The 15,438-nt window shown below is 70.7% G+C and carries 13 protein-coding genes; 9 read left to right on the plus strand and 4 right to left on the minus strand.

Features of this window, described 5'->3' with window-relative positions; all coding sequences use genetic code 11:
- The first annotated feature begins 33 nt into the window (after positions 1–33).
- Positions 34–918: a carbohydrate ABC transporter permease gene (locus tag MRB58_RS05915; protein WP_244780800.1), complete on the plus strand. Its 885-nt coding sequence runs from the start codon at positions 34–36 to the stop codon at positions 916–918.
- Positions 915–1,733: a carbohydrate ABC transporter permease gene (locus tag MRB58_RS05920; protein ID WP_244780801.1), complete on the plus strand. Its 819-nt coding sequence runs from the start codon at positions 915–917 to the stop codon at positions 1,731–1,733. The genes MRB58_RS05915 and MRB58_RS05920 overlap by 4 nt, the downstream gene beginning before the upstream one ends.
- A 17-nt stretch (positions 1,734–1,750) precedes the next feature.
- On the opposite strand, the gene pyk is transcribed toward MRB58_RS05920, so the two are convergent.
- The 4 genes from pyk to MRB58_RS05940 all read right to left on the minus strand — a co-directional run bounded on the left by pyk (position 1,751) and on the right by MRB58_RS05940 (position 5,905).
- A complete protein-coding gene (gene pyk, locus MRB58_RS05925; protein WP_244780802.1) occupies positions 1,751–3,202 on the minus strand; it encodes a pyruvate kinase in 1,452 nt (483 codons plus the stop codon).
- Between the two features lie 222 nt (positions 3,203–3,424).
- The gene (locus MRB58_RS05930; RefSeq protein WP_244780803.1) at positions 3,425–4,561 is read right to left on the minus strand and encodes a putative sulfate/molybdate transporter; all 1,137 of its coding nucleotides are present in this window, start codon (positions 4,559–4,561) and stop codon (positions 3,425–3,427) included.
- Between the two features lie 114 nt (positions 4,562–4,675).
- Positions 4,676–5,614, minus strand: a complete 939-nt coding sequence (locus MRB58_RS05935; protein WP_244780804.1) for an HlyD family secretion protein — start codon at positions 5,612–5,614, stop codon at positions 4,676–4,678.
- Positions 5,615–5,635: 21 nt separating this feature from the next.
- Complete coding sequence (locus MRB58_RS05940) at positions 5,636–5,905, minus strand: DUF3302 domain-containing protein (protein ID WP_244780805.1); 270 nt, start codon at positions 5,903–5,905, stop codon at positions 5,636–5,638.
- A 280-nt stretch (positions 5,906–6,185) separates the two neighbouring features.
- Here MRB58_RS05940 and MRB58_RS05945 point away from each other — a divergent pair, with 280 nt between their 5' ends.
- The 7 genes from MRB58_RS05945 to MRB58_RS05975 all read left to right on the plus strand — a co-directional run bounded on the left by MRB58_RS05945 (position 6,186) and on the right by MRB58_RS05975 (position 15,422).
- The gene (locus tag MRB58_RS05945; protein ID WP_244780806.1) at positions 6,186–7,202 is read left to right on the plus strand and encodes an ABC transporter substrate-binding protein; all 1,017 of its coding nucleotides are present in this window, start codon (positions 6,186–6,188) and stop codon (positions 7,200–7,202) included.
- 9 nt (positions 7,203–7,211) lie between these two features.
- Entirely contained in the window at positions 7,212–10,103 is a 2,892-nt protein-coding gene (locus tag MRB58_RS05950; protein ID WP_244780807.1) for an ATP-binding protein, read from the plus strand.
- Entirely contained in the window at positions 10,100–10,480 is a 381-nt protein-coding gene (locus MRB58_RS05955; protein WP_244780808.1) for a response regulator, read from the plus strand. The genes MRB58_RS05950 and MRB58_RS05955 overlap by 4 nt, the downstream gene beginning before the upstream one ends.
- Positions 10,481–10,516: 36 nt before the next feature.
- On the plus strand, positions 10,517–11,587 hold the full coding sequence (locus MRB58_RS05960) for a response regulator (protein ID WP_244780809.1): 1,071 nt from the start codon (positions 10,517–10,519) through the stop codon (positions 11,585–11,587).
- Positions 11,588–11,676: 89 nt separating this feature from the next.
- A complete protein-coding gene (bhcC, locus tag MRB58_RS05965) occupies positions 11,677–12,840 on the plus strand; it encodes a 3-hydroxy-D-aspartate aldolase BhcC (RefSeq protein WP_244780810.1) in 1,164 nt (387 codons plus the stop codon).
- Positions 12,841–13,016: 176 nt separating this feature from the next.
- Complete coding sequence (locus MRB58_RS05970; RefSeq protein ID WP_244780811.1) at positions 13,017–13,799, plus strand: SDR family NAD(P)-dependent oxidoreductase; 783 nt, start codon at positions 13,017–13,019, stop codon at positions 13,797–13,799.
- Between the two features lie 66 nt (positions 13,800–13,865).
- On the plus strand, positions 13,866–15,422 hold the full coding sequence (locus tag MRB58_RS05975) for an ABC transporter substrate-binding protein (RefSeq protein WP_244780812.1): 1,557 nt from the start codon (positions 13,866–13,868) through the stop codon (positions 15,420–15,422).
- Positions 15,423–15,438: the final 16 nt, after the last annotated feature.

A 15,438-nucleotide genomic window follows, 5' to 3' on the forward strand; every position in this document is an offset into this window, starting at 1 on the left:
GCCCTCCCGCGTCTCTCAGCGAAAGGCCCACGGATGGCGCGCGACGAGCGACGACGACACGCGATCTACGCCGGGATGCTCCTCTTCCCGGCGCTGGTGCTCCTCTCGACGTTCGCGTTCTGGCCGAGCATCGCGACCGTGTGGTCGAGCCTCTACTCGCGCGGCACCAGCCGCCGGCCGTCCCACTTCGCGGGCCTCGACAACTACCGCGACCTCTTCGCCGATCCGGTGTTCTGGCAGGTCGTCGGCAACAATCTTCTCTATGCGGCGACGACGATCCCGATCTCGATCGCTATCGCGCTCGCCATGGCGCTGTGGGCCGACGCGAAGATCCCCGCCAAAGGCTTCGTGCGCACCGCCTACTTCACGCCGACGATGCTGCCGATGATCGCCGCGGCCAACCTGTGGCTCTTCTTCTATACGCCCGACATCGGCGTCTTCGACCAGATCGGCGGCCTCTTCGGGTTCGCCTCGGTCAACTGGCTGGGGCAGCCGCAGACCGCGCTCTGGGCCGTGATCTTCGTGACGATCTGGAAGGAGGCGGGCTTTTACATGATCTTCTACCTCGCCGCGCTGCAGACCATCGCGCCCGACCTCAAGGAGGCGGCCATCGTCGAGGGGGCGGGCCGCGCGACGTACCTGCGCCGGGTGGTCCTGCCGCTCCTGATGCCGACGACGCTGTTCGTGCTCGTCAACGCGCTGATCAATTCGGTCCGGCTGATCGACCACCTGTTCATCCTGACGAAGGGCGGGCCGGACAACGCGACGAAACTCGTCCTCTACTACATCTGGGAAATGGCCTTCGCCTACTTCGACGCGCCGCACGCCGCGGCGATGACGGTGCTCGTCCTCGCGGTGCTGGGCGTCGTCGCCGCGGCGCAGTTCGCGCTCATCGACCGCAAGGCCCACTACCGATGACCAACGACCGCCACGGCCTCCTCAGCCTCGACACGCTGGGCGCGCTCGTCCTGGCGCTCGCCTGGATCTCGCCGCTCCTGTTCGCGCTCTGGGCGGCGTTCCACTCGCCGAGCGCGGCCGTCTCGTTCGATCTGTCGGCGCCGTGGACGCTCGCCAACTTCCGTGCGGTGTGGGAGCGGGCGCCGTGGCTCACCTACCTCCTCAACACGGTGCAGCTCGTCACGCTGGTGCTGGCGGGGCAGTTCCTGTTGTGCACGCTGGCCGCCTTCGCCTTCGCCCGGTTCGCCTTCCCGCTGCGGGACGTCGTCTTCGTCCTCGTCCTCCTCCAGCTCTTCATCCTGCCGGAGGTGCTGATCGTGGAGAACTACGCCATCGTCTCCGATCTCGGCCTGTTCGACACCACGCTCGGCATGGCCGCGCCCTACATGGCGAGCGCGTTCGGCATTTTCCTGCTGCGCCAGGCGTTCAAGTCCGTCCCGCGCGAGTTGGAGGACGCGGCGCGCGTGGAGGGCGCATCGTGGATGGGCGTGCTGCTGCGGGTCTACGTGCCGGTCGCGCGGCCGGTCTACCTCGCCTACGCGCTGGTCTCGGTCGCGACCCACTGGAACAACTTCCTGTGGCCGCTCGTCATCACCAACTCCACCGACACGCGCCCGCTGACCATCGGCCTCTCCCTCTTCGGCGCCCCCGAGAGCGGGGTCGACATCTCGATGATCAGCGCCGCGACCTTGATGACGATCGCGCCGCTGGTCGTCGCCTTCCTCATCTTCCAGCGTCAGTTCATGCAAGCCTTCGTCACCGCCGGCATCAAATAGGTCGGCGGGCGGCGCCCCTACACCGGCTCCGCGCCGCGCAGTCGCGCTTCGTCGCACGGGGCGACGCGCAGGATGTTGGTCGTTCCCGCCACGTTGAAGGGGATGCCGGCGGTGACGACGATGTCGTCCTCGCGCGTCGCCAGGCCGATCTTGCAGGCGGCCCGCACCGCGCTGATCACCGCCATCTTGAACCGCTCGACCGGCTCCACCGTGCGCACGCTCGTCACGCCCCACGTGAGGCACAGCCGGCGCGCCGTCGCCTCGAACGGGGTCAGCGCCAGGATGGGCCGGGCCGGACGCTCGCGCGCGACGAGGTTCGCCGTCGACCCCGAGTGGGTGAAGCAGCAGATCGCCCGGATCGAGGGTGTCGCCTCCGACAGGGTGCGCGCCGCCGCGACCACGCCGTCGGCGATCGTCCCCGTGACGGCGACGCGCGTCGCGTCGATCGCCGGGCGGTAGGTCGCGTCGTTCTCGACCTGGAGCGCGACGCTCACCATCACGCCGACCGCCTCCACCGGGTACTGTCCCACCGCCGATTCGGCCGACAGCATGACCGCGTCCGCCCCCTCGTAGATCGCGGTGGCGACGTCGGACACTTCGGCGCGCGTGGGAACGGGACTGGAGACCATGCTCTCCAGCATCTGCGTCGCGACGATCACCGGCTTGGCCGCCCGCCGGCACGCCCGGATCAGCCGCTTCTGGATCGGCGGCACCTCCTCCACCGGCAGCTCGACGCCGAGGTCCCCGCGGGCCACCATGATGGCGTCGGACCGGGCGAGGATCTCGTCGAACACCGCCACCGCCGAGGGCTTTTCGATCTTGGCGAGCACCGCCGCGCGGCCGGCGACGAGTGCGCGCGCCTCGTCCATGTCCTCCGGCCGCTGCACGAAGGAGAGTGCGACCCAGTCGACCCCCATGGTGCAGGCGAACTCCAGGTCCTCCCGATCCTTCGGCGTCAGCGCGGCCAGCGGCAAGACCACGTCCGGCAGGTTGACCCCCTTGCGATCCGAGATCGCCCCGCCGACGAGGACCGTGCAGTCGGCGTGGCGCTCCGACCTTTCTTCCACGCGCAGGCGCAGGTTGCCGTCGTTGACGAGGATGATCGATCCGGGCTGAAGCGCGGCGAAGATCTCCGGATGCGGCAGCCCGACACGGGTTGCGTCGCCCGGCGCCTCGTCGAGGTCGAAGCGGAAGCGCTCGCCGGCGACGATGATCTCGCGGCCGTTGGCGAAGGTGCCGCAGCGCAGCTTGGGCCCCTGCAGGTCGGCGAGGATGGCGATGGGGCGGCCCCGCTCGGCCTCCAGCGCGCGGATCGCGGCATGGCGTGCGGCGGTGTCGGCGTGGCTGCCGTGGCTCATGTTGAGGCGAAAGACGTTGACGCCCGCGTCGAACAGGGCGGCGATGGTCGCCGGGTCGCTGGAACCGGGGCCGAGCGTGGCGACGATCTTCATCCGTCGGGTGGGGTGCATGGGGTCCTCTCGGGGGGCGGATCCTCTGGCAGGCGGCGGGGCGAGGATGGCCCGGAAGTCATTGACGTTGGTCAGCGCGGGGCCCGTCGCCACCTGGTCGCCGATCGCGGCTCCCGACGTGTCGCTCCGGTTGGCCGCGAGCGCAACCACCCCGACGTCGCGGACGGCGATCGACGCAAGCCGGGGCCCATGACCGCGCCGGGCGCCGCACCGCGAGAGTGCCTAAAGGGAGGGTGGGCCGGTCCGGCGCCGGTCGCGGGCGAGATGGCTGCGCGCCGCCTCCGCCGCGAGGCCCGCGAGCAGCGCCACCGCCGGACCGAGGACGAGCGAGGCGCCGGCGGTCACCGCGATCACCGGCCGGCAATCCGGCCGCGCCTCGAACAGGCGGCGGGAAAAAGCGAGCTCGGCGCCGGCATAGAACAAGAGCGCGCCGACGGCGGCGGGGTTGATCGCGCCCAGCAGGCCGACGATCGCCTCGCCCTGTAGCGCCGCCACCGCGCAGGCCAGCGCCATGACGAGCGGCGCCGCCACGCCGCGCGCGCCATACCGGTGATGTGCGGCGATACCGCCGGCGCCGTGGCACATCGGCAGCGCACCCAGCGGCGCCAGCACGAGGTTCAACGCGCCGCTGGTGGCCGCCAGGCGCCGCTCGCTGACGCGCGACGCCGCAGGGCCGTACAGCGCGTGCGACACCGCCGCCGCCACGACCACCGCGTTGACCAGCGTCAGCGGGAGCTGCGGCACCACGCCCGACAGCACCGCCTCCACCAGCGATCCCGGCGGCGCCGGCGAGATGGCGGCCACTTCCCCCGCCGGGAAGGCCAGGCCGAGCGGCAACACCAGCAGCACCCAGGGTCCCCGCGGGACGAGGAAGGCCAGCGCGAGGAGCGCCAGCGCGGCCGCTCCGACCGCCACGTCCGTCATGACGGCGCGGAAGGCCAGCGCGGCGAGCGCCAGGCCGAGGCCGAGTTGCAATCCGGTGACGACCGAGCGCGGGATCGCGGTCGCCGCGCGCGAGACCAGCGGCGTCGCCGCCAGCGCCAGCAGCAGCGCCCCCAGGACGGCGCCCGAGACGGCGATGCCCTCCGCCCCCAGCCCCCCGGCGAGGATCACCGCGCCGAGCGCCTTCATCGGCTGCACCGCCACCGGCACGCGGTAGACGAGCGCGACGAGGAGGTAGCCGGCCGCGAAACCGGCGAACACCGGCCCCGGCGCCAAAACGCCCGCGACCAGCACCGGCACCACGTAGGGCAGCAGCGTGCCGAGGTCGCCGAACGCGCCGGACACCTCGCCGACCGCGTTCGCCGCCCGCGCGCGCAGCGTGCGCCCGGTCGTGGCCCCCTCGTGGTTTCGCTCCATCCGCGCCCGCGTCTCCTCCCGGCTCCGGGCCGATAGTGAACCGCGACGGGGGCGGATGCAAAACGCCCGCGCGCGGCCGGCCGGTGGCGGTTATGGTGGTGGTGGTGGTGGTGGCTAGGGCAGGATGTAGTTGAGGTAGGTCTGCATCCGCAGGGTCACCTTGCGGATGATGTGCGCCACTTGCAGCCGCGGCGTGTAGATCGCCGCCGCCCCCGCCGCACCGCCGCCGATGTCTGCGATCGGGTCCGCATCGTCGAGCGAGATGCGAACGAAGTAGGGGACCGAGCTGATGTCGCGCGTCGCCGCGACGAGCCCGCCGGTCGTGAGCTGGCCCTGGGAGTTGACGTCGATCACCGCCTCGACCGTGCCGGTGAAGATCTCGCCCGGCCGGGTCTTGAACGCCAGCTCCACCGGCTGACCCGGCTCGACGTAGCGGATCTGGTTCTGCCCCACCTGGGCGCCGACGTGCACGCCATCGGTCTCGATGAAGGTCATCACCGGGGAGAGCGGGACGGCCGCGACGCGCTGGCCCGGCCGCAACGCCAAGGTGGTGACGAAGCCGTCCGCCGGGGCGACGACGGTCGTCTGCTCCAGGTTGTAGGCGGCCTCGTCGCGCTGGGCCTGGAGCTGGCGCATGGTCGCCTGCGCCTGGTCGAGGTCGAAGCGGCGGCCGGCGGGGCTCCCTTCCAGCGTCTCGAACTGCTCGACCCGGAGCGTGGCGAATTGCAACTGCGCATCCAGCGCGTCGACCCGCGCCTGGTACGGAACGGGGTCGATCCGGAAGAGAACGTCACCGGCTTTGACCGGGGTGTTGCGCGCGGCGACCACCTCGGTCACCTGCCCGGCGACGTTGGGCACGATCGGCACCGTGTTGACGACGACGGTCGCGCTGCCGAGCGGGGCGCTCCATTGCAGCGGGATCATCAGGCCGACATTGAGCGCGATGAAGACGACGACGGTGGACAGCCAGGTCGCCGGCTTGTTGGGCAGCAGCTTGATGCCCACGAGAAGCGCGATGAGGCCGAGCCAGACGACGGTGAGAAAGACGATCATCGCCGTGAGTTCCGCATGATGTCAGCCCGCCTCGGGGCGGGGACGGCCGGCGGCGCCACCGGCGTCGGACATGGGGGCGGGGCCGGCGAAGGCCCAGATCAACATCACCGGCCACAGGATGCCGCCGAAGAGGAGGCCCAGCCAGCCGCCGACGCCGATCGCGTCCGCCTGCGGATGGCCGCGTTTTCGCGCGATCACGCCCGGCATCCGCGCCAGCACCACGAAGAGTATCAGCGCGCTGAGGATCACGACCGCCAGCACCACGAGCGCGAAAATATCCAGAGGCTGCACGCCAGCCTCCTCTCGCCGCGTCACAGGGAGCGGCACTATTGCCGAGCGCGGACGCGCCGGCAAGCGCGAAAGCTACGCCATCGCAAGATTTGATCGTGACGATACGCAGCTCTCGCAACGTCACATCTTCGCCATATTCGACGATCGCCCACGAGATCTCTGCGAGGTGCGGGTCCAGCCGCACCGCAACGCCCCCGCGACGGGGCAACCATTTGCATGCGTCCGCGGGCTTGCGTATAATCATCACCTATATCACTACGGAACCTCTGGGGATTGCAGCATGAGCCTCTCGTCGAAGAGTGTTCGGCGAGCCGCGGCCCATCCTGGCACCATCTCCCGGCGCCCGATCTCCCGGCGGATGGTGCTGGCCTCGGCGCTCGGTGCGGCGGTGGCGGCCTCCGTGCGGCCGGCGCGTGCCCAGCCTCCCCGCATCCTCCACGTCGACAGCTACCACGAAGGCAACGAGTGGAACGACCGCATCGCCGCCGAGACGCGCCGCGTCGTCGAGGCTGCCGGCGGCGAGTGGCGCGTCTTCCACCTTGACGCCAAGCGCAAGCCGTCCGACGCCGCGATCGCCGCGGCGGCCGCGGCGGCCGTCGCCCTCGTCGACGAGTGGCGGCCCGACGTCGTCACCACGTCCGACGACCCCGCCGCGCAATACCTCATCAAAGCCCACTTCCGCGATTCCAGGCTTCCGATCGTGTTCTGCGGCGTCAACTGGGACGCGTCGATCTACGGGCTCCCCTTCGCCAACACCACCGGCATGGTCGAGGTCTCGGCGATCCCGCAGATCATCGGCCTCATGGCGCCGCACGCCCGGGGCGCGCGCCTCGGCCTCCTCACCGAGGACACGCCCACCAAGCGAAAGGAGATGGCCGAGCACATCCGCCTGTTCGGGATCGACTACGCCGAGACCTGGTTCGTCTCCTCCTTCGCGGGATGGACCGAAGGCTTCCTCGCCGCGCAGCAGGCGGTGGACATGCTTCTCCTCCTCGGCGTCGGCGCGGTGGCCGACTGGGACGACAGCCGCGCCCGCCATCTCGCCGTGACGAAGACGGCGATCCCCACCGGGACCGATTTCGCCTGGCTGATGCCCTACGCGCTGCTGGGCGTGGGCAAGCGGCCGGAGGAGCAGGGGCGTTTCGCCGCCCGCACCGCGCTCGCCATCGCCGCCGGTGCGGACCCGGCCGACATCCCGATCGCCTACAACACGGAGGGCGAGCTGCTCTTCAATCCGCGCATCGCGCGGCGCCTCGGTATCCGCGACGTCCCGCCCCTCGCCACTCTCGTGGACTGACGGGCGGGGATGTCCTGGCAGTGGCTCTTCTGGGTTCTTCCACGACCCCACTCGCTGGCCGCCCGGACGCTCGGGCGTGTCGCGCTGCGGATCTCGCTGGTGGTGCTGCTGGGCGCGATCGTCACCTTCTACAAGGTCTCCGACGGGCTGGAGGCCGAGGCGGTCGACGGGCTGGAGCGCTACACCGCCGAGCGGCGCGCCCGCGAGAGCCAGGTGTTGCTCGACGGCGAGGCGAGCGTCGCGATGTTCGCCCGCCAGTACCGCGACGCCTACGCGGCGCAGGACGACGACGAAGCCGCGTTCGACGCCCTCTTCGCCCAGGACGAAAACGGCGCCTGGCGCACCCGTCCGGCGGTGTTCGACGAGGATGCCACCAGCGGTTTCATCGGTCGCCGCGTGCGGGTCGATGCCGAGACGCGCCGCGCGCTGCTGGCCGGGTACGAGGTGCTGAGCCGCTTCGGTCCGGCCTGGCGCACCCGCTTCGCCAACGCCTACGTCGTCACCCCACAGAACGCGGCGCTGATGTACTGGCCGGAACGACCCTGGGCCGTCGCCGGCAGCGAATGGGGCATCTACGGCAAGATCGAGCTCATCCGCGGCGAGCGTGACACCGCCGCCGACACCCCCGAGCCGGCGACACCGCGCTGGTCGCGCCTCTATTTCGACTATGGCGTCAACGAATGGGTCGTCTCGGTCACCCGCGCGATCGGCGACGGCGCGCGCACCGTCGCGCTCGTCGGCCACGACCTCCTGCTCGACGACCTGATCGAGCGGGTCGTGCGGGCCGACAAGAACGGCATCTACAACCTCCTGTTCGACCAGGACGGCAACCTGCTCGCGCACCCGCGGTTCATGCCCGCCATCCAGGCGAGCGGCGGCTCTCTCCCCGTCCAGCGCACCGAGGACGTCCATCTCAAGGCCATCTTCGAGGCCGCGCAGGCGTTGGCGCCCACCGCCGCCATCGCCCAGCTCGACGGGTACGACGACATCGTCTCCGCCTCCGTCCTCAACGGCACCGGCTGGTACCTCGTCACCATATTCCCCAAGGAGGTGATCAACCGCCAGGCGCAGGGGATCGGCTGGCTGGTGCTCCTCGTCGGCCTGGTGGCGCTGCTGCTGGAGCTGTCGATCCTCTCCAACACGCTGTCGGTCCATGTCGGCAGCCCGCTGGCGGCGCTGGTGCGCGCGGCCGACCGGCTGCGTCTCGGCCTGTCGGACGCGCAGAGTGCGCTCGCCCACCTGTCGCCCCAGCGGAAGGACGAGATCGGCACGCTCTCCCGCGCCTTCCGCGACATGGCCCGCGCGCTGGAAAAGCGCGAGAGCGACCTCTCCGCCGGCAACGCCGAGCTGACGCGCCTCGCCGCCGAGCTGCGGCACGAGCTGCGCGAGCGCGAGCGCGCCGAGTCCGAGCTGGCCCGCCGCCGCGACTTCGAGGCGCTCCTCAACGCGGTCGACCACGGGGTGCTCTTTCTCGACGAAGACCTCAACGTGCGCACCAGCAACCCGGCCTACCGACGGCTCTGGAACGTGCCGGAGGAGTTCTTCGACGAGCCGCGCACCCTCGCGGACGACATGGACCTCAGCCGCCGCCTGAACCTCTACACGCAGAGCGACGAGGAATGGCCGGCCTGGCGCGACGAGCGTATCCGCCAGGTGAAGGCCGGCGACATCCCGACCCACGAGCTGGTGCTCGCCAGCGGCCGCATCCTCGAATACCAGTGCATCGCGCTGCCCGACGGCGGCCGGCTCCTCACCTACTACGACGTGACGGCGCTGAAGGAATCGGCGGCCAACATGCGCATCTTCCTGCACGGCATGCAGGCCTCGATGGACGGCATGGCCCTCGCCGATCCCGAGGGACGCTACCTCTGGGTCAACGAGGCGCACGCCCGCGTCTACGGCTTCGAGCGCGACGAGATGATCGGCATGAGCTGGACCGAGCTCTACGAGCGCGCCGAGCTGCATCGGTTCGAGGGCACCATCATGCCCGCCCTCGGCAGTGCCGGCACCTGGCGCGGCGAGGCGACCGGCCGCCGCCGCGACGGCACCCTCTTCCCGCAGGAGCTGTCGCTCTCCGTCACCGAGAACGGCGGCATCGTGTGCGTCGTGCGCGACGTGACCGAGCGCAAAGGCCGCGAGCGCGCGCTCGACCGGGCGCTGGCGGAGGCGGAAAGCTCCAACGCGGCCAAGTCGCGATTCCTCGCCGCGATGAGCCACGAGCTGCGCACGCCGCTCAACGCGGTCATCGGCTTCGCGCGCATCGTCCACCGCAAGACCGAGGGGATGATCCCCGAGCGGCAGGCCGACAACCTCGAGAAGATCCAGCTCAGCGGCGAGCACCTCCTGCGCCTCATCAACGAGATCCTCGACCTCTCCAAGATCGAGGCCGGGCGGCTGGAGGTCGCCGTCGCGCCTTATTCCCCGTCCGGCATCGTCACCGAGTGCCTGCGCACGATCGAGCCGATGGTGACCCGCGGCGTCGCCCTCGTCGCCGACATCGACGCCGCGCCGGACGTCGCCATGGGCGACGCGTCGAAGCTGCGGCAGATCCTCATGAACCTCCTGTCCAACGCGGCCCGGCATACCGAGGCGGGCCGGATCGCCGTCAGCGTCCGCACCCGTCACGCAACCCTCGTCCTGGAGGTGTCCGACACCGGACCCGGCATCCCGGACTCCTACCGCACGGTCATCTTCGAGGAGTTCGGCCAGGTGGAGGGCCCGCACGGGCGGCCTGCCGGGGGCACCGGCCTCGGCCTCACCATCAGCCGGCGGCTCGCCCGGCTGATGGGCGGCGACCTGACGCTGCGCAGCGTCGTCGGCCGCGGTTCGACGTTCGTGGTGGAGGTGCCGCTGCACATGCGCGGCGGGTCGGTGCACGGCGACGTCGAGGCGGTCAAATGACCGGCTTGGCCCCCCGCCGCCCCCGCGTCGCCGTCATCGAGGACATCGAGATGAACCGGGACCTCCTGGAGCAGCTCCTGGAGGAGCGCGCCGAGGTGCGCTGTGCCGCCGACGGCGCCGCCGGGCTCGAGCTGGTGTTCGCCTGGCGGCCCGACCTCGTGCTCCTCGACCTCTCGCTGCCGGTGCTGGACGGGTGGGCCGTCGCCCGCCGCATCCGCGCCACTCCGCAGGTCGCCGGGACGACGATCGTCGCCCTCACCGCCCACGCCATGGCCGGGGACCGCCAGCGCGCCCTGGAGGCCGGCTGCGACGAGCATCTCACCAAGCCCGTCGACGAAGCCGCGTTGTTCGCGCTTGTCGCCCGCTGCTGCCGCTGAAGTGGCGCGCGGCGCGATTGCGTGTAGCCTTGCGACATGACGCGCCCGGCCCGCATCCTGATCGTCGACGATACCGCCTACAACCGCGACCTCCTCGTCGAGGAGCTGGAAGATCTCGGCCACGACACCGTCGTCGCTGTCGATGGCGTGGAGGCGCTGGCCATGGTCGCAAAGGCCCCGCCCGATCTCATCCTCCTCGACCTGATGATGCCCCGGCTCGACGGCTTCGGCGTGCTCTCGGCGCTGCGTGAGCGGCCGGACGCGGGCGAGATCCCCGTCATCGTCGTCTCGGCCCATCACGAGATCGACCGGGTCGTGCGCGGCATCGAGCTCGGCGCGGTCGACCACCTCACCAAGCCGATCGAGCCGGCGGTCCTCGCCGCGCGCGTCAACGCATGGCTGGAGCGGGGCCGCGCCCGCGAGCGCGAGCGCGCCTACGTCGCCGAGATCGAGCGCCAGCGGGCCCGCGGCGACGCTCTCCTGGAGGCGATCCTGCCGCCCGAGGCGGTCCGCGAGCTCGCCACCACCGGCCGCGTTCTGCCCCGCGCCCACACCGGCGTCGCGGTGATGTTTCTCGACGTTGCCGGCTTCTCCCGCTTCACCACCGCCACTGCCCCGAAGAAGGTCGTCGAGCTGGTCACGATGATGTCCGACGCGGCGGAACGTGCCGCCCACGCCGCCGGCATCGAGAAGCTGAAGATGGTGGGGGACGCCGCCGTCGTCGCCGGCAACCTGCTGCAGCCGCACGAGGCGCCGGTGGCCGCCTGCGTCGCCTGCGCGCGCCAGCTGATGGCCGAGCCGTGGCTCGCCGAGCACGGCCTGAACCTGCGTGGCGGCCTCACCCTCGGGCCGGTGATCTCCGGCATCACCGGCCGCTCGCGCATGGCGTTCGACATCTGGGGGCAGGCGGTCAACACCGCGGCCCACCTCTCCGGACTGCCCGGCGGCGACGTCATCTATATCGACGAGCCCGCCGCAGCCGCCCTCGCCTCCCCCCACGCCGAGCCGATCGGCCCGATGACCCTCAAGGGGGTCGACCAGATCGAGGTCTACAAGCTGGTCTGCGCCGGGCCGCCCGGCCGCGGCGGATCGCGACCATCACGTTGACAACGGCCCAGCGTGCGCCGACGAGAGATCCGCCCGCGCCGGCCGAGCGCCGACGAGAGACCCGCCCCCGACCCGGAGACCCCCGCACCATGGACCTGACGAACCCGCTCGCCGCCCTCGAGGTCGGCTACGACATCCCGGCTCACCCCGGCATGGACGAAGCCCAGATCCAGACACCCTGCCTGATCCTCGATCTCGACGCGCTGGAGCGGAACGTCCGCAAGCTGGGCGACTTCGTCAAAGCCCACGGCATCCGGCTGCGGGTGCACGGCAAGATGCACAAGTCGGTCGACGTCGCGAAGTTGCAGATGGAGATCGGCGGCGCGGTCGGGGTGTGCTGCCAGAAGGTGTCCGAGGCCGAGGCATTCGCCCGCGGCGGCATCGCCGACGTCCTGGTGTCCAACCAGGTGCGCGACCCGGCGAAGATCGACCGTCTGGCGCAGCTCCCCAAGCTCGGCGCCGCCACCTCGGTCTGCGTCGACGATCTCGCCAACGTGGGCGAGCTGTCGGCGGCGGCCGTGCGCCATGGCGTCTCCCTCGCCTGCCTCGTCGAGCTGGACTGCGGCATGGACCGCTGCGGCGTCTCCACGCCCGAGGAGGTGGTCGCCCTCGCCCGCGCCATCGCGGCGGCGGAGGGCCTCGGCTTCGCCGGCATACAGGCCTACCACGGCGCGGCGCAGCACCTCGCGACCTACCCCGAGCGCAAAGCCGCCCTCGACAAGGCGATCGCCCTGGTGAAGCGGGCCGCCGAGGCGCTCACCGCCGCGGGCCTGCCGCCGGAGCTGGTGTCGGGTGCCGGCACCGGGACCTTCGCGCTGGAGACCGCGTCCGGCGTCTACAACGAACTGCAATGCGGCTCCTACGCCTTCATGGATGCCGACTACGGCCGCATCGCCGCCGAGAGCGGCGCCCGGCTCGACGAGGACGGCTTCGAGCACGCCCTCTTCCTGCTGACCGGCATCATGAGCCGTCCGCGCCCCGGCCGGGCCGTGTGCGACGCGGGCCTGAAGTCCCAGTCCGTGGACAGCGGCCTGCCCACCGTCTTCGGGCGCGACGACGTCACCTATCTGCGCTGCTCCGACGAGCACGGCGTGCTGGACGACCCCGACGACGCGCTCGCCGTCAACGAAAAGCTGCGCCTCGTTCCGGGCCACTGCGACCCCACCTGCAACCTGCACGACTGGTACGTCGGCGTGCGCGGCGGCAAGGTGGAAACGGTGTGGCCGGTATCGGCCCGCGGCAAGGTCTACTGAGGCGCCGGAAACGGCATGCAATTTCCACGCTTTAGAATTACCCTGACGAAACAAGACATTCGGACTGGACGTAAAATAAATCTTCGATAGGCTGGAGCTATTGGAACCGGGGTCACCGTCACAAGCGGCCCCGGTCGGACGGCCGTTTGGAGGTGATCCCTGGAGATGCGAAGCGCGTGAGCGTCCTGGATCGGTTCCGCCTCGACGGCAAGCGCGCGCTCGTCACAGGTGCCAGCCGCGGCCTCGGCCGTGAAATGGCCCTGGCGCTCGCCAGTGCCGGTGCCGACATCGTCCTCGTCGCCCGCCCCTCCGCCGATCTCGACAGCACCGCCGAGGACATCCGCGCCGAGGGCCGCGCCGTCACCGTGCTCCCCGGCGACGCCGGCGTTCCCGAGACGGCCGCCACGATCTGCGAAGCGGCGCTCACCGAGGCCGGCGCGATCGACATCCTGATCAACAACGTCGGCGGCCGGCGCGAGAACATCACGCTCCAGGACACGTCGCTCGACACCTGGCGCACTCTCGTCGACCTCAACCTCACCGCAGCGGTGGCCTGCACCAAGGTGATCGGCGCGGCGATGATCGAGCGCGGCACGGGCGGACGCATCATCAACGTGGCCTCCATCAACGCCTTCGTCGCCGGGCGCGGCATCTCCGGGCGCCATTACGAGACGGCGAAGGCCGGCCTCGTGCAGTTCACGCGCGCCATCGCGGTCGACTGGGCGCCTCATCAGATCACCGCCAACGCCATCTGCCCCGGCATGTTCATGACCGCGCCGAACCAGCGCTGGGCGCGCGAGCGGCCGGAAATCATCGAGGCGGCCGTCGCGGGCATCCCGGCGGGTCACGCCGGCGACCCGGAGGACCTGGGTCCGCTCGCCGTCTACCTCGCGTCCGACGCGTCCCGGTACATGACCGGCGCGGCGCTGACGATCGACGGGGGCTTCACCTGCCTCTGAGTGCCTAGAGTCCGCGGCGGCAGCGGGCCGCCTTCACGAAACGCAACGAGCGAGAGGAATGCTGCCATGCTGGCCAGACTTGGAGTGAAACGTGCGATCGCGGCGGGGGCGTTCGCCCTCACCGCCACGCTGGGCGCGGGCCTTCCCGTCACCGCCGCCCATGCCGAGACGCTGCGCTACGCCACCATCGGCGAGCCCCCCAGCCTCGACACCCAGATGGGCACCGCCGTCGTCGCGACGATGATCGGCCAGCACATGTTCGAGACGCTCTACGCGCTCGACTCGGCCACCGTCCCGCAACCGCTGCTGGCGACCGGCGAGACCGTCTCGGACGATGGCAAGATCATCACCATCTCGCTGCGCGAGGGCGTCCCCTTCCACAACGGCAAGGAGATGAAGGCCGAGGACGTCGCCGCCTCCATTGCGCGCTGGGCCGAGTTCGGCGCCCGCGGCTCGACGCTCGGTCTCGACAAGGTCGAGGCGACCGGCGACTACGAGGTCACCGTGACGCTGAAGGAGCCGAACGGTGCCTGGAAGAGCCTCATGTCCCAGGTCAACGGCGGGCCGGTGATCTACCCGTCCGAGATCGTCGCCGAGGCCGGCGGCGAGCCGATTAAGCCGGAAAGTTACATCGGCACCGGCCCCTACAAGTTCAGCGACTGGCGCCCCAACCGCTACGTCGAGCTCGTCAAGTTCGACGATTACGCCGCGCTCGACACCCCGTCGGACGGTTACGCCGGCAAGCGCGAGGCCGTGCTCGATACGCTGCGCTTCATCCCGGTGTCGGACGTCGGCACCCGCGTCAGCGGCGTGCAGGCCGGTGACTACGACTACGCCGAGTTCATTTCCGGCGACCTCTACGGGATCCTGAAGGACGACCCGTCGGTCACCCCGGTCATCTCCGACTCGCCGATCTTCGGGCTCATGTTCATGAACTCCAAGGACGGCATCATGAAGGACAACTGGGCGCTGCGCCGTGCCGTCCTCGCCGCCCTCAACATGACCGAGGCGCTGCAGGTCTCCGTGGGCGATCCCGAGCTGTGGCAGGCGCAGGGCGCCTTCTTCCAGGACGGCTCCGTCTGGCACACCGACGCCGGGCTCGACGCCTACAACGCCGGCGACCCGGAAAAGGCCAAGGCGCTCGCCGAGGAAGCCGGCTACGACGGCACGCCGATCCGCCTGCTCGTCTCCACCAACTACCAGCAGCATTTCGACCAGGCGAACGTCTTCAAGCGCCAGCTCGCCGACGCGGGCATCGAGGTCGAACTCGACGTGCGTGACTGGGCGACGCTCCTGAAGCAGCGCGCCGAGCCCGGTGCCTGGGACATGTTCATGACCCACCACAACACCGTCGCCGACCCGGCGCTGCTGACCTTCATGAACGACAACTACCCCGGCTGGTGGACGAGCGACGAGAAGGAGGCCCTCGAGGCCGAGTTCATCAACACCTCCGACGCCGACGGCCGCCCCGCGACCTGGGAGAAGCTCCAGACGCTGGCCTACGAGCAGGTCCCGGCCGTGAAGGTGGGCGACGTGTTCTCGTTCGACGTCGCCGCGCCGGGCGTGACGCCCGCGTGGGAAAAGGCGCCGGGCTTCCACTACTGGTGGGGTGCGTCGAAGTAATTGCGTCCTGAAGACC

This window comes from Acuticoccus sp. I52.16.1 (genome assembly GCF_022865125.1).
Classification (GTDB): Bacteria; Pseudomonadota; Alphaproteobacteria; order Rhizobiales; family Amorphaceae; genus Acuticoccus.